The organism is Polycladomyces subterraneus, from assembly GCF_030433435.1.
Classification (GTDB): domain Bacteria; phylum Bacillota; class Bacilli; order Thermoactinomycetales; family JIR-001; genus Polycladomyces; species Polycladomyces subterraneus.
On record NZ_JANRHH010000031.1, the window covers coordinates 52,106 to 70,862 of the forward strand.

17 protein-coding genes and 1 pseudogene are annotated in these 18,757 nt (G+C 48.2%); 8 read left to right on the forward strand and 10 right to left on the reverse strand.

The window, feature by feature from the left end:
* Positions 1-119: 119 nt before the first annotated feature.
* Positions 120-1,355, reverse strand: a complete 1,236-nt coding sequence (gene gbsB / locus NWF35_RS07310) for a choline dehydrogenase (protein ID WP_301238401.1) — start codon at positions 1,353-1,355, stop codon at positions 120-122.
* Positions 1,356-1,397: 42 nt separating this feature from the next.
* Positions 1,398-2,894, reverse strand: a complete 1,497-nt coding sequence (gene betB / locus NWF35_RS07315) for a betaine-aldehyde dehydrogenase (protein ID WP_301238402.1) — start codon at positions 2,892-2,894, stop codon at positions 1,398-1,400.
* Between the two features lie 995 nt (positions 2,895-3,889).
* Between betB and NWF35_RS07320 the strand changes: the two genes are divergently transcribed.
* The gene (locus tag NWF35_RS07320; RefSeq protein ID WP_301238499.1) at positions 3,890-5,431 is read left to right on the forward strand and encodes a high affinity choline transporter 1; all 1,542 of its coding nucleotides are present in this window, start codon (positions 3,890-3,892) and stop codon (positions 5,429-5,431) included.
* Positions 5,432-5,554: 123 nt separating this feature from the next.
* On the opposite strand, the gene pcp is transcribed toward NWF35_RS07320, so the two are convergent.
* The 8 genes and pseudogenes from pcp to NWF35_RS07350 all read right to left on the reverse strand — a co-directional run bounded on the left by pcp (position 5,555) and on the right by NWF35_RS07350 (position 11,423).
* A complete protein-coding gene (pcp, locus tag NWF35_RS07325; protein ID WP_301238403.1) occupies positions 5,555-6,202 on the reverse strand; it encodes a pyroglutamyl-peptidase I in 648 nt (215 codons plus the stop codon).
* Positions 6,203-6,262: 60 nt separating this feature from the next.
* Entirely contained in the window at positions 6,263-7,216 is a 954-nt protein-coding gene (locus NWF35_RS07330) for a DUF979 domain-containing protein (RefSeq protein ID WP_301238404.1), read from the reverse strand.
* 16 nt (positions 7,217-7,232) lie between these two features.
* A complete protein-coding gene (locus NWF35_RS07335; protein WP_301238405.1) occupies positions 7,233-7,934 on the reverse strand; it encodes a DUF969 domain-containing protein in 702 nt (233 codons plus the stop codon).
* Positions 7,935-8,544: 610 nt separating this feature from the next.
* Positions 8,545-8,763, reverse strand: a complete 219-nt coding sequence (locus tag NWF35_RS16930) for an amidohydrolase family protein (RefSeq protein WP_435873846.1) — start codon at positions 8,761-8,763, stop codon at positions 8,545-8,547.
* Position 8,764: 1 nt separating this feature from the next.
* Positions 8,765-9,289, reverse strand: coding sequence for an amidohydrolase family protein (locus NWF35_RS07340; protein ID WP_435873847.1), 525 nt, complete (start codon positions 9,287-9,289; stop codon positions 8,765-8,767).
* 136 nt (positions 9,290-9,425) lie between these two features.
* Positions 9,426-9,932, reverse strand: coding sequence for an SH3 domain-containing protein (locus NWF35_RS16935; RefSeq protein WP_435873855.1), 507 nt, complete (start codon positions 9,930-9,932; stop codon positions 9,426-9,428).
* Positions 9,906-10,367 (reverse strand): annotated as a pseudogene (locus NWF35_RS16940) (L,D-transpeptidase); the annotation flags it as partial. The gene NWF35_RS16935 and the pseudogene NWF35_RS16940, both read right to left, overlap by 27 nt.
* 153 nt (positions 10,368-10,520) lie before the next feature.
* On the reverse strand, positions 10,521-11,423 hold the full coding sequence (locus tag NWF35_RS07350) for a L,D-transpeptidase family protein (protein WP_301238407.1): 903 nt from the start codon (positions 11,421-11,423) through the stop codon (positions 10,521-10,523).
* 193 nt (positions 11,424-11,616) lie between these two features.
* Here NWF35_RS07350 and NWF35_RS07355 point away from each other — a divergent pair, with 193 nt between their 5' ends.
* From NWF35_RS07355 to NWF35_RS07385, 7 genes are all read left to right on the forward strand, one after another.
* Positions 11,617-11,982: a cupin domain-containing protein gene (locus tag NWF35_RS07355; protein ID WP_301238408.1), complete on the forward strand. Its 366-nt coding sequence runs from the start codon at positions 11,617-11,619 to the stop codon at positions 11,980-11,982.
* Between the two features lie 92 nt (positions 11,983-12,074).
* The gene (locus NWF35_RS07360; RefSeq protein WP_301238409.1) at positions 12,075-13,478 is read left to right on the forward strand and encodes an amino acid permease; all 1,404 of its coding nucleotides are present in this window, start codon (positions 12,075-12,077) and stop codon (positions 13,476-13,478) included.
* A gap of 252 nt (positions 13,479-13,730) precedes the next feature.
* A complete protein-coding gene (locus tag NWF35_RS07365) occupies positions 13,731-15,797 on the forward strand; it encodes a BglG family transcription antiterminator (protein ID WP_301238410.1) in 2,067 nt (688 codons plus the stop codon).
* A gap of 4 nt (positions 15,798-15,801) precedes the next feature.
* Complete coding sequence (locus tag NWF35_RS07370; RefSeq protein ID WP_301238411.1) at positions 15,802-16,065, forward strand: PTS sugar transporter subunit IIB; 264 nt, start codon at positions 15,802-15,804, stop codon at positions 16,063-16,065.
* 40 nt (positions 16,066-16,105) lie between these two features.
* Positions 16,106-17,365: a PTS ascorbate transporter subunit IIC gene (gene ulaA / locus NWF35_RS07375; protein WP_301238412.1), complete on the forward strand. Its 1,260-nt coding sequence runs from the start codon at positions 16,106-16,108 to the stop codon at positions 17,363-17,365.
* 137 nt (positions 17,366-17,502) lie between these two features.
* Positions 17,503-17,799, forward strand: a complete 297-nt coding sequence (locus NWF35_RS07380; protein ID WP_301238413.1) for a hypothetical protein — start codon at positions 17,503-17,505, stop codon at positions 17,797-17,799.
* A 175-nt stretch (positions 17,800-17,974) separates the two neighbouring features.
* Positions 17,975-18,751: an asparagine synthetase B family protein gene (locus NWF35_RS07385; protein WP_301238414.1), complete on the forward strand. Its 777-nt coding sequence runs from the start codon at positions 17,975-17,977 to the stop codon at positions 18,749-18,751.
* Positions 18,752-18,757: the final 6 nt, after the last annotated feature.

Genomic DNA, 18,757 nt, shown 5'->3' on the forward strand with positions numbered 1-18,757 from the left:
TCCTGCGCTTTCCGAGCCTTCGCTCAGTCAAGGCTTAGGTCTTCGCTCGCCTGGGAAAGCATTGCCCCCTTATGGAATGACAGACACGCCATAATCAGACAATATTCGTTCATGACATTTTAAACACTAACAAACGGCTTGCTGTTGTACTCTTCGATCGTCGATGGCTCCAAATTGAAGCAGCGGCGATAAATCCATTCATAGCCTTTTACATCGATGTCACGCGGATTTCCAATCGTTTGGGGATCGTTATATGCTTCCTGTGCCAAGCGTGGAATCATATCGGCAGGCACGCCTTGTTCCTCCAGGGTCGGGATTTCTACATCCCTGACTAATTGATAAACCGCTTTTACAGCTGCTTTTGCCGCTTCCTCGACGCTCATGCCGTGGATGTTCACACCCATTGCCTGTGCAATTCGCGCATATTTTTCCGGTTCTCCCATCCAGTTATATTCCATGACAGGCCCTAACAGCGCCGCTACGCATTGACCGTGAGCCACTGGGATGATTCCACCGAGTGTCTGGGCCATTGCGTGTGCGGCTCCCGCCGATTCGCTTCCATAGGAAAGACCGGCAAGCATGGCTGCCTGTGACATAGCATAGCGTGCTTCAATATCATTGCCGTTGGCTACTGCTCGACGTAAGTACTTCGCTACATACTCGATGGCGAGCAGCGCAACGGCATCCGTCATCGGTTGAGCGTAATGACACGTAAAGCATTCTATGGCGTGAGACAAGGCATCAATTCCTGTGGCTGCCGTAATATGCGGAGGCATGGAGACGTGAAGTTCTGGATCAATTATCGTCAAATGAGCAGCGATCAACGGACCTCCCACATTAAATTTGAATTGACGATTGGGGTCGGTAATCACTGCCCATTGCGTAACCTCACTACCCGTCCCGGCCGTAGTAGGGATCGTGGTAAGCGGCGGAATCCGTTTGGAGAGCGGTTTTTTCCCCTCAGCCGCTTCATACTCCAAAACCGGTTCTCCATGGACTACTTCAACCCCAATGGCTTTGGCTGTATCCATCGAGCTGCCACCACCAACAGCAACAAGGCCGTCACAGTTTTCGTCGAGGTATACCTTTGTCCCATCAGCCACAACATAAATAGACGGGTTTGGTTCTACTCTGTCAAAAATCACGACTTCAATCTGTGCTTCTTTTAAACTAGCAACAACGGGATCAATCAAACCTACTCTTCTTACGCCCGGGTCCGTGACAAGCAACACTTTGCTGACGCCGAGCTTTTTCACTTCTTCTCCGGTGTGCGTGACCACACCGACACCGTGTTTTACGACCGTGGGCATCTCAAAGCTTTTGAATCTGCTCATTCGTTCAAAGCGCATGAACATGTGTGATCTACTCCTTTTATGTAAGTGTAAATAAATAAACTGCTAGAACACTTCTTTTGCCTTCGGCTTGACCTCTTTGAACCAATTCATCGGTTGAGGGTTTGTATTTAAGTAGATATGTTTCAGTTCCGTGTATTCTTCCAAACCAATCAAGCTTAGCTCACGTCCGATTCCCGATTGTTTATATCCACCCCAAGGAGCTTGCGGGAAATACGGATGATAATCGTTGATCCATGTAGTTCCCATGCGCAATTGTCGGACAACCCGTTCTGCTCGGTTCAGATCACTTGTCCAAACAGCACCTGCCAATCCATATATGCTGTCATTTGCCAGGCGAATCGCTTCTTCTTCCGTATGGAACGTTTCTACAGTAAGCACGGGACCAAAGGATTCTTCTTGAACGATACGCATACTCGTATGGCAATTGATGAAAATAGTAGGTTCGATGAAGAAACCTTTTTGCAATTCCGGATTTTGGGGGCGTTTGCCTCCAAGCACAAGAGTGGCTCCTTCTTCCAAGCCCATTTGAATATATTTTTCAACTGTCGCTAAATGCTCGGCGGAAATCAACGGACCCATTTGCGTATCTTCATCAAAACCGTTACCCAGACGGATGTGCTTCGCCTTTTCAACGACCGCTTCTACAAACCGGTCGTGAATGGATGCTTCTACAAGCAGCCGCGCCCCGGCGGAACATACTTGACCGGCATGGAAAAACACAGCGTTCAGAGCGTAATCTACTGCTGTCTCAAAATCTGCGTCGGCAAATACAATATTCGGGTTCTTTCCTCCAAGTTCCATGGAAATTTTCTTGAAATTCCCGGCTGCTGCTTTCATAATCTGTCTTCCAGCTTCTCCACCGCCGGTAAAGGAGATCAAATCAACGTCGTGGTTTTCTGCTAATTCAGCGCCAACAGTCGAACCAGGCCCCAAGACGAGGTTTGCGACACCAGGTGGCAACCCCACCTCGTCAAATATCTCGAATATTTTAATGGAAGTAAGAGGAGTAATTTCCGCAGGTTTCAGCACAATTGTATTCCCTGCTGCGAGTGCCGGAGCCAATTTCCATGAAGCTTGTAACAATGGATAGTTCCATGGTGTAATTAATCCACAAACTCCCACAGGCTCACGAACCACTCTGCTGACGGAATGGGGATGGGGGGACTCAATCATATAGCCGCCGTCCTTGTCGGCGAGCCCAGCGTAATACTGAAATACACCAGCGATTCCATCCATATCAGCCAAGCTTTCAATCAGCGTTTTGCCCGTATTTAAAGTTTCTAATTCGGCTAATTCCTGTCTGTATTCTTTAATTTTAAGGGCTATTTGAAAGAGGATTTCTCCTCTTTCGATAGAGGTTAGATTTCTCCACTCTCCGTGATCAAACGCCTTTCTTGCCGCTTGAATGGCATCCTTCGCGTCTGAGCGGTCTCCACGCGGTACAGTGGCGATCACTTCTTGATTGTAGGGGTTCATAATCTGTTTGGTCTGTCCTGAACGAGCATCTACCCACTTGCCATTGATGTACATCTTGTTCATCTTTTCCACCCCTCTAAAAAATAAGGAGAGCCTTCTTTCATTGCGCTCAATTTAGGCGCTCAATTTAGAAAGGAGTTTTTAAAAACATGATATGACTCCCTCTACCATATCCACTTTTTCTCGAAATTCACAGGATGCGGAGTGATGCAGTTAATCGATCCGTATGGAACCGAGTGTTGCTTCTCAGGCCACGAAACAGTCATGGCGGCACCTTACGCGCGGAAGAAAGAGCGGCAAGGTGATTGGAATGGGACTGATCCCTGATACAGCAGTGACTCATCGTAAATTCGGACGAACGGCTTATAAAGGCGGTGTCCAGTGCGAGGTGTCATCATCGTCATCGTTGTGACACCGGGATGTGCTGTCATCATGCTGGGCGGTGAGTAGAGGCGAGCTGAAGTGAGTTTCTTTCTTGGTTTAAGTGAGGTTTTGTGGGGTGGAACTGAAGGTATCCCACTATCATGGTGGATAAGTGCGTGCATTTTCCGATTATTTTCGAGGAGTAGTGTAACAGCGATATCAAATGTAGTGCTTGAGATGACGTAAGAAACTGGGTCGTTAGTGTCCACAGTTTATTTCCTTGGACAACGCCCAAGTTCAGTATGTACCCACATCGATGGTGTAACTGTTACCTTACGTTTGTTTTCACCTCTCACTCTTATGGTTTTACTAGCAGAAGGGATTGTTGCTAAAAACAATTACACTGTAGGATGAGCACTTCTCGATGAATATTCTAACATTTCTAGTTTGACCGAACAATCCCCAGGGAAAAGATTTATCAAGAAAATAACTGCAACTTATTTAAATCGCAATTCGTCAAATAATGTAAAAGTAATTTTTTTTAAGAAGGAAGTGAACGGAAAATGGGAACGATGAATACAACCAAATCGAATCCAGCCTCCAATCTGGCTGTGCAAGAATTGAACGTGCAGAAAAGTTCTAAGACTTTTTGGACACCGTTAAAAACGGCTGTAGTTGGTTTTTTTGTATTTACTATGATCACACTGGCTTATTCGTATTTTTCAAAAAGCGAGATATACTGGCCCGGATTGATGATCATGCTACTGTTATACTGTGTTTTTTATTACATAGGTGCAAAAGCGATTACCAAAAGAAAAGGGAAAACGGATGACATGCTTGTAGCAGGAAGAGCGATGCCCCTCTGGATCTCTATGTTCACCATGACAGCCACCTGGGTCGGAGGCGGATACATTACCGGTACGGCGGAAAGTGTGTATAAATCAGGGATTGTGTGGACCCAGGCCCCGTGGTGTTACTCAATCAGCCTGATTATTGGCGGAATCTTTTACGCTCGAAAAATGCGCAAACTGAAGTTTATGACCATGCTTGATCCACTGGAAGCCCGTTTCGGTAAAAAAATGGCCGGTCTACTCTATATTCCTGCGCTTATGGGGGAGCTATTCTGGAGTGCGGCGATCTTAACCGCTCTGGGAACAACATTTGGAGTGATTCTCGGATTTAGCTTTACTGTTTCGATTATTTTTTCTGCTGTTGTTGCTGTTGCTTATACGGTTGTTGGCGGGCTTTGGGCTGTTGCACATACAGATGTTTTGCAATTAACGATTATGTTTATTGGTTTATTTCTTGTCTTACCTTTTGCTTTTTCTCATGTGGGAGGTTTTACAGCAGCTTTTGAACATTATCGGGCAGGTATGAAAGATTCTTTGAGTATTTTCCCTCCTCTCACAGGCTGGAAAGATCCAGACTGGGGGAATTCCTACTGGAACTGGTGGGATTACTCTTTGCTCCTGATTTTTGGCGGGATCCCCTGGCAGAGCTATTTTCAACGTATACTTTCTGCAAAAAATGAGAATGTAGCCATGTGGTTATCCATTACTGCTGGATTGTTATGCGCAGTAGCCGCAATTCCTCCAACGCTCATAGGAATTGCTGGTTACAATGCAGACTGGAAAGCATTAGGAACAACAGCTCCTGAAAACTCTTCTATGATTCTTACTTATGTATTCAAATATATGACCCCCAATTTGGTCGGTGCGATCGCGCTTGGCGGATTAGCTGCAGCAGTTTTGGCCGCGGTTGCCGCATCGATGTTGTCAGCCTCCGGCATGGCCGCCTGGAATGTATATCGCCCCTTGGTAAAGCCGCAAGCTACTCCCCACCAACTACAACAAATCATTAAGCGTTGCATTATCATAATTGGAACGGCTGCTACACTGATCGCGTTAAATGCCAAGAGTGTCTATGCTCTTTGGTATTTATGCAGCGATTTAGTATACGTCATATTATTTCCTCAGTTAACTTGCGCGCTATTTTACAAGGGTGCCAATCGGTACGGTTCTCTTGCTGGTTTTATTGTGGCAATGGTGTTGCGCATGGGTGGCGGAGAACCTCTTCTCGGTATACCGCCTCTGATTCCTTATCCGATGATTGAAAACGGTACTGTATTGTTCCCATTCCGCACTTTTGCTGCGCTAGCAGGGTTTGTCTCCATTTTCGTCGTTTCTTATTTTACCCGTTCCATCTGTCCCCCGATAAAACTGAGAGATACAAAATGATGAGAAGAGAGCATAAACTGATGTATAAAAAATAAAAGAGGCGACGGAAAAGAAACTCTGCACCACATCCAGCGAACTTTTCTCATCCCGCCTCTTTTACCAGTGAACTCATCAGTGCTTCCTCTAACAGATCTGACCGCCCATCGCTTGAATGTCCACCGTCTGAGTAACAGAGGTTTGAACGGCAATTTCAAGTGCTTGTACAATATGATCCAGACTCATACTGGGAGCTCCAGCATGGCGAATCGCCTGCTCGGGTAAGTACGGGATATGAATAAATCCACCGCGGATGGATGGAAACTCGGTCGCGATCAAATGGGACAGACCATAGAAAAGGTGGTTGCACACAAATGTGCCCGCTGTCTGGGAAACAGAAGCCGGTATATCCGCTTCCCTGATGTTTTTCACAATCGCTTTAATTGGAAGACTCGACCAGTATGCGACCGGACCATCCGGCACGATCGGATCGTCAATCGGTTGGTTTCCTTCATTATCGGGGATCCGGGCATCATCCACATTGATTGCTACGCGTTCAACCGTGATGTCGCTACGTCCACCCGCTTGCCCCACACAAATCACGACGTTCGGTTGAACCTCTTGAATTGCCTGTTTTAAGACCTCGATCGATTTATGGAAAACAGTCGGTATTTGTTTTGTGACAAGTTCGATATTGTCAAAATTCTTGGTGCTCAGTCGTTGAATCGCTTCTGACGCCGGGTTGACAGGTTCACCCCCGAATGGATCAAATCCTGTAAGTAACACTTTTTGCACACAAACTCCCTCCCGAAAAGTGCCAATCGACCGAACGATTGGCACCGCTGCAAAATACCACTAGAATACCAAGAAATACATCAGGAAGATGTTCACGACCAACAGCATCAATGCAGTTGGCACCTGTGCCTTGATGACTGCGTGTTTGTCCGGCAAATCGAGCAACGCTGCCGGCACAATATTGAAGTTTGCAGCCATCGGAGTCATCAGGGTTCCACAGTAGCCGGAAAACATGCCAATCGCGGCCATAACAGCAGGATTTCCTCCGTGCATTTGAACAACCAATGGCAATCCGATTCCTGCCGTCATAACCGGGAAAGCGGCAAATGCATTTCCCATGATCATGGTAAATAAAGCCATTCCAACCGCATAGGCCGCGACTACAAGGAAACGGTTATCGACTGGAATCGACGAGCTCACCAGACCGGCTATCACTTTTCCCACACCTGCCGCAGCAAACAAACCACCTAAGGTGGCGAGCATCTGAGGAAGCACAGCGGCCCAACCGATCGCATCCAACAAACGTCGTGATTCTTGAATCGGCTGCAAACTTTTTTCCCGGGTTAATGCCATGGCTGCAATCAACGCAATGACGCATGCGACACCCAAGCTGACAAGTGTCACATTCTCTTTATCCAGCAACAAAAGCCCGCCGATTTTCACATCTTTTAACCACATCGTTCCGACGATGGTAATCAACGGGATCAATAGAGCCGGCAGAAACAATTTGTTTCCGAACTTCTTGGCACTCACCGCCCGCTGCTCGTCTGTAGTTTGGCTGTAAGATCCCGTACTCACCCCTCCAAGACCTGCAATCAGCGCCATGATGATGACGAGAACTCCCATATACATGGGCGGAATCACTTGTCCAAACAAAAACGATATGGCAAACAGGCCCCAAAACAAAGCAGTTAACACCCGCTTCGGATTGCCCCTGTCTTTCAACGTCAACAGCGAAATGACAACGAGAAAAATACCTGCGATATAGTAGATATATTCAAGATTGAGAATCATGATTTTATCTCCTCTTTTATACGTATGTTGAAGTCGAATCGTTCACTTGAGACTCTTCTACTTGACGCTTTATTTTTCGCTCCAACAACAAGAGCCGAGTACCGTGGATCAGGAAAGCGGCGATCGCGGTTGGAATGCCCCACATAGCCATATCAAGGGGTTCCACCTTGATCCCGTTTTGTTCAAAGAATCCTTTCATCAACAAGATCGCGCCAAACGCAATAAAGATATCTTCGCCGAAAAATAATCCCACGTTGTCAGCAGACGCTGCGTATGCCTTAATCTGATTGCGCACCTTTTCCGGAAGTGTTCCATATCGGTTTTCAGCAGCGCCCTCTGCCATTGGCGCAACCAACGGACGCACCATTTGGGCGTGTCCACCGAGGCTTGTCAATCCTATAGTTGCGGCAATTTCCCGTACAAACAAATACAAGATGAGGAGACGTCCAGTCGTAGCCGCTTTCACTTTGCTGATCAACACTTGCGCTTGTTCCTTTAGGCCGTAACGTTCCAGCAGGCCAATCACCGGCAAGGTGAGTATGAACAATGAGAGATAGCGGTTTTTTACAAATGCTTCACCGAATGAGGTCAGGATCTGGTCGAATGGAAGATCTCCGGCCAAACCGGTGGCAATTCCTGCAACCGTTACGACAAGTAATGGATTAAATCGCAAGGCAAAACCGACTATCACAATTGCAATCCCAATAAGCGTCAGCATTCCTTTTTCCTCCTACTCGGTTATGGAACGATCTGTAGCCGACTGAAGGCAATCATAAAACACAATCTTCTCCTTATGATTATTTATCTGAATATAAAGACTGCCAACTAATTTATCTTCATTTTTGCCGCATCACTCCTCACTTCCATTAGGAGATGAAAACGCTTTGGATAGGGAGCGTCTTTTGGTGGGGTCATCCGACGGACAATGTATCTATTTTCATTCTATTGTATGTGGAAATTGAAAACCAGTCGAAGGGAGGGTAGCGAGTGATTTGTTCATAAGAGACAAGCAAAAATGGCGCTTATGATATGCCGTCATTCGTACATTGCCGCTTTGAAACGGCAGCGCTTTGCATAGCGGGTGGGGAATATCGCCCAATTTTTTCTATAATTTCCTTCTGATAGCAGGGATAAATGTAATCACGGAGTGATGATATAGATGCGAGTACGCAACGGTTGAGCTCATATCCATCTGTGCGCTTTCATGGTCGAGAGATCATGGGTGGATATGAAGCGATTCATGGTGGTGTAAAGTAGACCGTTGCGTACTCGTGTTTTTTGTCCGATTTTGCGGTTACAAAAAGAAAGCGAGTGGGAAAAAGGCTCAACTACCCCACTGTCATGCTGGAGGGCCGATACCATTCTACAGCATTGCGGTAAAGTACCTTCTCTGCAAGCGCTTCCCCAAGGGTCTCACGGATGAGGTCAATATCCGCATCCTGAAACGGTCTTACGGCCCTGGTGAAGGGAAGATCCGTGCCGAACATCAATGCATGGGGATTGACCACAGTGATGGATCGAATCGCCTCTTTCACGTCCAAATCCACTCTACCGAACCCTGTTGGCTTTGACTCGTATCCCTTTTTCCACCAGAGAGAGCAAAGTGGGAAAACCTTCACGGGATAACCCCAGATGATCGATGGAGACAGCGGGCAATCGAATTAACAATGGGGCAAGGTCGGTCAACATACGAGAATCGATGTAGAGTTCCACGTGCCAGCCTGCCAGCTCATATACACGTAGAGCGAATTGCTCCAATTGGGCCAATGGCACGGATCTCCCGCGATGTACATTGAACCGGACTCCCCTGACTCCGAGTTGGTGAAGGTGCAGGATTTTTTCGTCGGGATAATCGACAGGCAACTGAGTGACGCCGACAAAGTTCGGACCGAGGGTTTTCAGCGCTTCTGCCAGATAGCTTTGATCAAATGATTGAAAAGAGCCGGATACGACCACACCTCCGATCACACCAAGGTGACGGGTTCTTTGAATGTAATCATCACAAGTGAAAGGATCGGGCAAAAAGCCTTGATTTTTTGTCAGTGGAAAACGTGAGTCGATGATAATGGGCATCAAAAATGTTCATTTATTCAGTAAACTCCTTTTGAAGAATGAGGAAAGAAAAAGATGAATCCGGGAACCGATCGGTGAACGATTCCCGGACACGATGTGTTTTGACGGAACCTGGGGAGATGGACAGGAAAAATGATCAGTTCACTTTTTTGGCAACAGATTGATGGAGATAAGCCTTGTATCCGTTGGACAATTGGATTTCGTACCACTCACGGCCTTGCCCGGTCAGGGAGAACACCGTACCGTTCACCGCTTTTTGGATGATGGGAGCGGATAGTGACGGTGCCGTTCGGACGTTGGCCCGGCTGGCCGTAATTTGTACACGGCCGGATGCAGGCCGGATCGTGTCCATCCCTGTATCCTTGCCCGCGTTAACCACGTTGGCATTGTAGACGTATCCCGTTTTGCCGTCATTCAGCTTTACCTGATACCAGTCCCGCACTACACCGGTTTTCTCAATAACGGTGTTTTTGGCCAGCCGGGTGATGACAAAGGCGCCGGTGGACGGTCCGGTGCGAATATTGGTTTTGTCCACCGTAATTTTCAGCTGACCGGAAGCCGGTTGGACGCCGTAGGAGGGGTCGCCCTCCCAGCGGCCGGTATGTTGGCCGTTGTGAATCCAAACGGGTGTGCCTTCCGGCACGATGTCGTAGAGCTGAATCACGTCCTCGTTGCGCATCCGCACACATCCGCTCGATGCATGAGAGCCGATGGATTCCGGTTGATTGGTACCATGAATGCCGTAGGAGCGTCCTTTGTCACCGTTGACGCTGATGCCCAACCAGCGCGGACCGAGCGGATTGTTTGGATCGCCACCGGGGATGTTTTTCCAGCCCGGCTTCACAATCTTTACGACCAAGGTGAAGGTGCCTTCCGGCGTCAGGGATTGGGTTCGGCCGGTTGCAACAGGGTATACTTTGTAGAGATCCCCGTTTTTGTATAAATATAGTTTGTTGGTCTGCTTGTCCACTTCAATTTGGTAATGGACGGTTGGTGCCGCGCCGACGTTTGTCAGTGTGAACGTGAAGATCAACACCAGCGCGACAAGTGGAACGAACCACCATTTCCAATGGCGAATCGTTGTCGTTCCCTCCTCTTCACTCCGTCTCCCTGTCCCGTCTCGTAAAGAAACCGCCTCATCGGCGGATGGCTTGTTTCTATTTCTAGCATACAGAGATTCCGAATTCCCGTGAAGAGGAAGGAAGAGGAGATTTTGCGAAATCTCGTTTCACTAGTCGCGGACGACACTCCGGTGGACGTAACCGCTGGCATCTCCGATGCGGATTTCATACCAATCCCCGCTCATGCCGAAAACGGGCAACGGTGTTCCCTGCTTCAGCCAACGCAACACCGGCGCATGAAAGGATGGTGCGGTTCGAATCTTGGCTGTTCGAGGGGCGATCGTAACCGTGATCGGGTGTCCGTATCGCACGGGCGGATTTGACCTTACCACGGAGCGATGTACGAACCCGCAGCCGCCCCGCCATATCACCCGGTACCAGCTTCCTGCTTTTCCGGTAACCTTCAGTTGGGTTCCGCGGGGCAAACGGGCCAAAATGTCGGCGTGGAAAGAAGCGCCTTGACGGATATTGGCCGCAGCCGGCGTTGTCCAAAGCGTTCCGTCGGCGGAACGGACCGGAAGACGGACATCATTGGAGTGGGCGAGAGCGTGTTTGCCGCTCCTGTTCACAATGGTTACAGGGGTGCCCACCGGGATGAGCCGGAACAATTCAGCTACGTCCGCATTGCGCATCCGGATGCATCCGTGGGAGGCATAAGTGCCAATGGAGTCAGGACGATTGGTGCCGTGAATGCCGTAGGTCGTACCATCGTCACCATGGACGCTCAGACCCAGCCATCGTTTTCCAAGCGGATTTTGCGGTACGCCGCCGGGGACGTTTTTCCAGCTGGGATTCACCACTTTCATGACGATGGGAAACGTCCCTTCCGGTGTCAGGCGGGGTGACCGTCCAGTGGCGACGGGATAGGAGCGAACCACCGTTCCATTTTGGTATAATGTCAAGGTGTTGGTCGATTTATCGACCACAATGCGGTATCCCACGGAAGCGCCAGCGCTCGGTAACGCCCATCCCACAACCAACAGAAAGCAGATCAGAATGGCAAGACGTCGCAAGCCCATTCCCTCCTGATAAAAAAATTGACGGATCAACTGATGATGTGTTGTAATTCGGCGAAAATGTCTGTTTTTTCCTTCTATTGAGTGGAGATTTTTGTTGATCGATGAAACAGAAGCAGAGGAAAACGGTACCGCTCGGAACATGATCAAACCATCACTTTTTCCACAAGGATGTAAAAGGGGTGAGTGCATGAGAAAGCGAAGCCGTGCGAACGCGGAGCACTATCATTGGGGGGAGGCGTGTGACGGGTGGCACCTGGTCAAGCACCCGGATATGAGCGTGATACATGAACGGATGCCACCGGGAACAAAAGAGACAAGACACTACCACGAGCGGGCACGCCAGTTTTTCTTCGTATTGTCCGGAGTCGCGACGATGGAGATCGCGGGGGAGACGGTGGAATTGCATCCGCTGGAGGGAATCGAAGTGCCGCCGGGAGTGCCGCATCAGATGCAAAACCGATCTGCGAGATCAGTGGAATTTCTTGTGATCTCCCAACCGTTTGCACAGGGAGACCGGGTGACCGTTCCCCTTTCCGAATCGGAAAAAGCTTGACCCAACTGTGTAATGCAGAGTAGCATTGTTAATAGGTGTGTATTATTTCGCTAGTTTTCATTATTTTTAATTATGAGAAAAGAGGTGAAATGATGGCGAATGCATCGCAAACAACTAAAGAAGACTTGCGACGAGGTTTAAAGGAGCGCCACATTCAACTGATCGCATTGGGCGGTACCATCGGAGTTGGATTGTTTCTCGGATCGGCGAAAGCGATTCAAACGGCGGGGCCGGCCTTGATGCTCGCATATGTGATCGGCGGTATCGTCATTTTCTACATTATGCGGGCATTGGGCGAGTTGGCGATGTATCGGCCTGTTTCCGGCTCTTTCAGTACCTACGCTGAGGAGTTCATCGGTCCGTGGGCCGGTTTCTTCACCGGATGGACGTATTGGTTCATGTGGGTGGTCACGGGCATGGCCGAAATTACGGCAGTAGGGTTGTACGTGCAGTTTTGGCTTCCATCCGTTCCCCAGTGGGTACCTGCATTGGTGGCATTGGCTGGGGTGTATGTGGCCAATTTGATCGCGGTCCGTTTGTATGGTGAGTTTGAATTCTGGTTCGCTATGATCAAGGTGGTCACCATTTTGGCCCTCATCGGCACCGGTTTGCTGATGATTTTTACAGGGTTCGGCAATGCAGGGGAATCGGTCGGGTTCTCGAACCTGTGGAGCCATCAGGGCTTTTTCCCGCACGGCATAATGGGCGTCTTGCTGGCTTTGCAAATGGTGATGTTTGCTTACCTCGGTGTGGAATTGATTGGTGTGACCGCGGGTGAAGCGGAAAACCCGGAAAAAACGTTGCCTTCGGCGATCAACAAAGTGTTGTGGCGGATTCTGATTTTTTACGTTGGTGCGCTGCTGGTAATCATGTCGCTGTATCCCTGGAATCAGTTGGACGGCAAACACAGCCCGTTTGTCATGACGTTTGAAAAAATCGGGATTCCCGCCGCAGCGGGTATCATCAATTTCGTCGTATTGACGGCCGCCCTTTCTTCATGCAACAGCGGCGTTTTCTCCACGGGCCGCATGTTGTATGCTCTGGCACAAAAAGGGCAGGCGCCCGCCATCTTTGGCCGCGTGAGCAAACAGAAGGTACCGGCCAACGGATTGACTGTATCCGCCTTGATATTGCTGATCGGCGTACTGCTCAACTATGTGGTGCCGGAGCAGGTGTTCGCATACGTGACCAGCGTGGCAACGGTGGGGGCGATTTGGACGTGGTGTATCATTTTGGTGGCCCACTTGCGGTATCGCAAGGCGGTTCAGGAAGGCCGTGTCCCGCCTGCTTCGTTCCGGATGCCGGGAGCACCTTGGACCAATGTGTTGGCGCTGTTGTTCCTGGTGCTGGTGGTTGTTCTGCTCGCCTTTGACAAGGACACCCGCGTGGCTTTGTATGTCGCCCCGGTGTGGTTTATCCTCTTGGGCATCGGCTATGCATTGACGCAAAAGGGCAAATCGGCTCAGACCGCGGATACGAAAGCCTCCGCTCGGTGAGTAGAAACCCGCGGCGGCTCTGATCCCGCCTCCCTTTGCCAATTGATCTGCAATCTCACCCTCTCCCAACAGGGAGAGGGATTTTATTCGGCAACAAAACGCGGTACAGAGAGGTGAAAACGGTATAGAAGTGGCGAAAAGCAGAACGAAAACCCAATTTTTGTGCAAACAGATGTGTACAAATTGTGATGAAAACGCTTTCTGATATGAGATCACCTTTCATATAATGGTTTGTGAGGAAGGGGTTTATCTATGCAATTAGATCAAAGAAGTTTGAGGCTATTGCAAGAAATCATTTCTACACCAAACGCAAGGTTTGGGGATCTAGAGCGGAAACTTACCCTTTCCCGCAGACAGATTCAATATAATCTAGAAAAGATCAATGATTGGTTGAGCGAAAAAAATCTTCCACGAATTGAATACGACCGGCATCACGGTTTTCAGATTGACAAATCTCTTATGCATGCAGTGGTGGAATGGGGTTCTTTCCAATCCAAGGAGATGTATATTTTATCCGATGAAGAGCGTGTCAGATTCGTATTACTCCTCCTGCTTACAAAGAAAGAAGACTTGTCCCTTCTACATTTTAGCAGCGCTCTCCAAGTGAGCCGCAACACGGCTCTATATGATATCAAAAAAGCCAAAGCCTTCGCCAGAGAATTCGGCATCGACCTTCTTTATAGCAGAAAAGAGGGTTATACACTCGATGGTTTAGAATGGAACAAAAGACGTTTGCTAGTGTCTTTGATCCGCATCAGTCTGGAACACGAGAATGGGGAATGGCTGCTGGGTCAAGCGCTGGGAACGGATTTCAAATGGGTAGCCATTGTTCGCCGAGAACTGGAACAAATTGAACATCAGTTGCAAGTTCGTTTTACAGACGAACGTTTGGCAGAGCTGTCTTATGAGATGGTCTACACCATGATCCGCATCCAGACGGGAAATAGGCTGGTTTGGCCGGAGGGTGATTGGAATGAAGTGGTTTCCACTCCGGAGTACGAGGCGATAAAGAAACTTGCTCAAACGTTGCAGTTGGAAGAAAAGGGAGACTCTGCAGAACTGGCTTATTTTGCTCTTCAATTGCTGGTAACCAATCTAGTAGATGCAGGTAATGAGCTGCATTCTCACAGTCAGAGGCTGATGAGCCAATCCATTAGGATGATTGAGGAGTTTGAGAAGCATGCCTGTGTCATATTGCAGGAGAAAGAAGTACTGGCCAGGCAAATTTTCCAACATCTACGTCCTGCCTATTTTCGTGTGAAATTTGGCCTGGAGTTGGAGAATCCTCTACGGGATCTCATCTTGAAGGAACATGGGGAACTTCATCACCTGGTCAAGAAGGCGATGAAGCCATTTTACCAACTGGTGGGGCGTCCGGTGTCTGATGATGAAAGTGCGTATGTGACGATGCATTTTGGAAGTTGGCTCAGAAGGCAGGGAACGGAACTTTCATCCCGACCGAAAGCTGTGGTTGTTTGCCCCAAAGGAATCGCCATCTCCAAAATGCTTTTAAAAGAACTGAAAGAGATGTTTCCTGACATCCTCTTTCTGGATAGCTTATCTGTACGGGAATTTTATCGTTCTCCGTTTTCGAATGACATCGTTTTTTCCACGGTGTTTGTAAGAACTGAGGCACCGCTATTTATTGTGAATCCCATTATCGACATTGATGAGAAGCAAAGGATTTACAAAGAAGTTACGCAAGTTCTATACGGTATTTCGCAGACGGAACTCAATGTTCCGGACTTGCTCGAATTGATCGGCCAATACGCCGACATTCGTGATGCCGAAGGGATGGCGAAAGCCCTTCGCAGATATTTCAAAAGCAGTTACAAAAAAAGATTGGTGAGGAAGGAGAAAGACAAACCTGTGTTAGACCAACTCATCACTGAAGAAACGGTTCAGCTGATTGACGAGGTAGAGAACTGGCAAGAGGCGATCCGTTTCGCTTCCAAACCTCTTCTTGAAAATGGCTCGATTGAACCGTCGTATGTTGAGGCGATGATCCGCTCCATTCAAGAGACAGGGCCTTACGTGGTCATCACACCCAAAGTCGCCATCCCACACGCCCGCCCGGAAGAAGGAGTCAACATGTTGTCCATGAGCCTTCTTCGTTTGAAAAAAAGCGTGCGGTTTGGCGAAGATAAGCCAGTTCACCTTGTTATCGTACTGGCTGCTACTGACGATGAATCTCATCTGAGAGCACTCGCACAGTTGACGGAACTGTTGTCACTGGAAGAAAACATTGATCAACTGATCCAGTCAAAAGAAAAAACGGACGTCATGAATTTGATTCATCATTATTCGAAAGGAGAATGATCAAATGAGAATTTTGGTTGTATGCGGAAATGGTCTGGGCAGCAGTTTCATCATGGAGCTGAATGTGAAAAAAGCGCTTGTTGAACTCGGGAAAGAAGCTGTCGTTGAACATACTGATTTGGCGACGGCGCGCACGGAAAAGGCGGATCTTTTTATCGGAGCTAAAGACATCATTCACAGTCTTAACGATGGAACACGGAAAATCATCGCTTTGGAAAACGTCATGAATGTAGGAGAGATAAAAGAGAAACTCACTCCATATTTATGAAGTAAATACTCTCAAAGCGGGGGAGAAAGGAGGATGCTTGATGTTTAACATGATTATGAAAGACATTTTGGGAACCCCGGCCATTCTGGTTGGTTTATTTGCCCTCATCGGCCTTCTTTTGCAGAAAAAAGGAGTGGCTGACATCATCGCCGGCACGCTGAAGACCATCATGGGATTTGTGATCATCGGCGCAGGTGCGAACGTGATCATCAGTTCCCTAGATATTTTTGGGAAAATGTTTAACAAAGCATTTCACCTTTCCGGGGTGATCCCCAATAACGAGGCCATCGTTGCTGTAGCTCAAAACGCATTTGGCATGGAAACCGCCTTAATCATGGTTTTGGGGATGGTTGTCAACATCTTGCTTGCCCGTTTTACAAGATTTAAGTATATCTTTCTCACCGGACACCACACGATGTTTATGGCCTGCCTGATCGGGGTGATCCTATCGACAGGTGGTTTAAAAGGAGCCGATCTTGTCATCATCGGTTCTGTATTATTGGGTTTGTGCATGGTTCTGTTTCCGGCTTTATTACAATCCTATGTCAAACAAATCACCAATAGCGATGACTTTGCGGTAGGGCATTTTGGATCGCTGGGCTACTTTGCCGCAGGAACGATTGGGAAATATTTTGGCAATAAGGAAAATTCAACTGAGAACATCAAGGTGCCGAAGCAACTCAGTTTTTTACGCGATACTTCGGTGGCTGTATCTTTGACCATGACCATTCTCTTCGTCATCGTAGCGCTCTTTGCCGGTCAGTCGTTCGTCGAGAGCGAGCTTTCGGGTGGAACCAACTTTATCGTCTACTCACTGATTCAAGCCATTACTTTTGCTGCAGGCGTGTATATCGTTCTGGCCGGTGTACGGATCTTGATTGCAGAAATTGTCCCGGCGTTTAAAGGGATTGCGGATCAAATTGTGCCTAATGCCAAGCCAGCGCTCGATTGCCCGACGGTTTTTCCTTTTGCACCCAACGCGGTGATCATAGGCTTCATCATGAGCTTTCTTGCCGGATTGATCAGTATGTTTGTGCTGCCTGCGCTCGGGCTTGCCGTAATCGTTCCCGGATTGGTACCGCATTTCTTTACTGGAGCGACAGCGGGCGTATTTGGTAATGCGACCGGCGGAAGGCGTGGAGCGATACTTGGGGCGTTTGCCAACGGACTGCTGATTAGTTTTCTCCCAGCACTGTTGCTGCCGCTCTTAGGGACTCTTGGCTTTGAAAAGACGACCTTTGGTGACTCTGACTTCGGAGTGGTCGGCTTAATCCTCGGCTTTATCATGAGATTGTTTTAAAACTACCAGACCCCTACCGTTGATGGTAGGGGTATTTATATTGCTTGAACCTTTCTTTTGTTGGCGGGAGGAATTCAGGTGTTGGCCACCAAACAGATCCAGTGATATAGAGATAAAGGAGTTAGGGGGGGATCTCCTTGCAGAACACGGAATTAGAAGTTCCGGCAAACTGTAATTTTGACCATGCGAAGAAAGTAATCGAGCAGTGCTGTCGGGAGGAAGGGCTTCAGATCACTTTGACAGGCAGTCTATCGTCTTATCCAGGTTCTACCCATTGGCATTTTAAGAAAGGAAGGGAACGTGGAACATTGGAAGTGACGATTTGGCCAATAAAGAATCGGATTTGGTTTTCAGTTCAAAAGGGGCGGACAAGCGAATGGATCGAAGAGGTCATTCAACGGCTGAAACACTCGATTGAAAGTCGGCTCAAGTAGATTTCAAGCGAACTGGGATAACCGTGTATAAATAAGAAATCAAACAAGGGAAGAACCACATGAAAATAACGGATAATGCCCGGATTGCCGATCGGGGGTGGACGGAATAAAGGATTACCACTCGCTTCGCTCTTAGACAAAAAGGAAGGATAGCTGGGGAATATCTTGGCCGGCGATGGGCAATATGGGAACATCCTTGTACCTGCTTTTTAAGGAAATCAAAAAATCAGCCACTGTGGCCCTTTCAGGAGAATCCGTGGATGAAGTGTTTGGGGGTTACGCTTGGTTCCATAAAAAAGAGGTATGGGAAGCGGATACCTTTCCGTGGTTGGCCTTTTTGCTAAGGGACAAACATGACCACCTTCTGTCTCCTGAACTGGCCGAAAAGCTGAACCCATGGGAATATATAGAAGAGCGTTATCGGGAAGCGATTGCCGGTGTACCCCGCTTGCATGGAGAGGGAAAAACGAATGCACGTATGCGGGAAATATTTTTTTTGCACTTGAAGTATTTCCTTCCGATGCTGTTGGAACGAAAAGACCGTATGAGCATGGCGACCGGGCTGGAAGTGCGTGTTCCTTTTTGCGATTACCGTCTGGTCGAATATGTGTGGAATATCCCATGGGAGATGAAATGTGTAGGCGACATCGAAAAAGGAATTCTACGCCAGGCTTTTGCCGAAGTATTGCCGCAGGATGTGCTTTATCGACGTAAGAGCCCCTATCCCGCAACATATAGTCCAGGGTATAGGGAAGCGCTACGGCAACGGCTTCTGTCGGTCTTAAATGACAAATCATCCCCTTTGGTACCTTTAATCAATAGTGGAAAAGTAAAGGGAATAGTTCAAAAAATGACGGCTAAACCCGTTACTTACATGAGTATCGCTATGCTGGAACGTTTCATTCTGCTGGATGCCTGGCTTAGGGAGTACAACGTGCAGATCTGCTTGTGACCATGA

Excerpts from the sequence above, each read along its gene's own strand:
- NWF35_RS07360 (WP_301238409.1), top strand. The coding sequence starts at position 12,075 with ATGGCGAATGCATCGCAAACAACTAAAGAAGACTTGCGACGAGGTTTA.
- NWF35_RS07330 (WP_301238404.1), bottom strand. The coding sequence starts at position 7,216 with ATGATTCTCAATCTTGAATATATCTACTATATCGCAGGTATTTTTCTC.
- NWF35_RS07355 (WP_301238408.1), top strand. The coding sequence starts at position 11,617 with ATGAGAAAGCGAAGCCGTGCGAACGCGGAGCACTATCATTGGGGGGAG.
- NWF35_RS07370 (WP_301238411.1), top strand. The coding sequence starts at position 15,802 with ATGAGAATTTTGGTTGTATGCGGAAATGGTCTGGGCAGCAGTTTCATC.
- ulaA (WP_301238412.1), top strand. The coding sequence starts at position 16,106 with ATGTTTAACATGATTATGAAAGACATTTTGGGAACCCCGGCCATTCTG.
- NWF35_RS07335 (WP_301238405.1), bottom strand. The coding sequence starts at position 7,934 with ATGCTGACGCTTATTGGGATTGCAATTGTGATAGTCGGTTTTGCCTTG.
- NWF35_RS07340 (WP_435873847.1), bottom strand. The coding sequence starts at position 9,289 with ATGCCCATTATCATCGACTCACGTTTTCCACTGACAAAAAATCAAGGC.
- NWF35_RS07365 (WP_301238410.1), top strand. The coding sequence starts at position 13,731 with ATGCAATTAGATCAAAGAAGTTTGAGGCTATTGCAAGAAATCATTTCT.
- gbsB (WP_301238401.1), bottom strand. The coding sequence starts at position 1,355 with ATGTTCATGCGCTTTGAACGAATGAGCAGATTCAAAAGCTTTGAGATG.
- NWF35_RS07385 (WP_301238414.1), top strand. The coding sequence starts at position 17,975 with ATGGGCAATATGGGAACATCCTTGTACCTGCTTTTTAAGGAAATCAAA.
- NWF35_RS07320 (WP_301238499.1), top strand. The coding sequence starts at position 3,890 with ATGATCACACTGGCTTATTCGTATTTTTCAAAAAGCGAGATATACTGG.
- betB (WP_301238402.1), bottom strand. The coding sequence starts at position 2,894 with ATGAACAAGATGTACATCAATGGCAAGTGGGTAGATGCTCGTTCAGGA.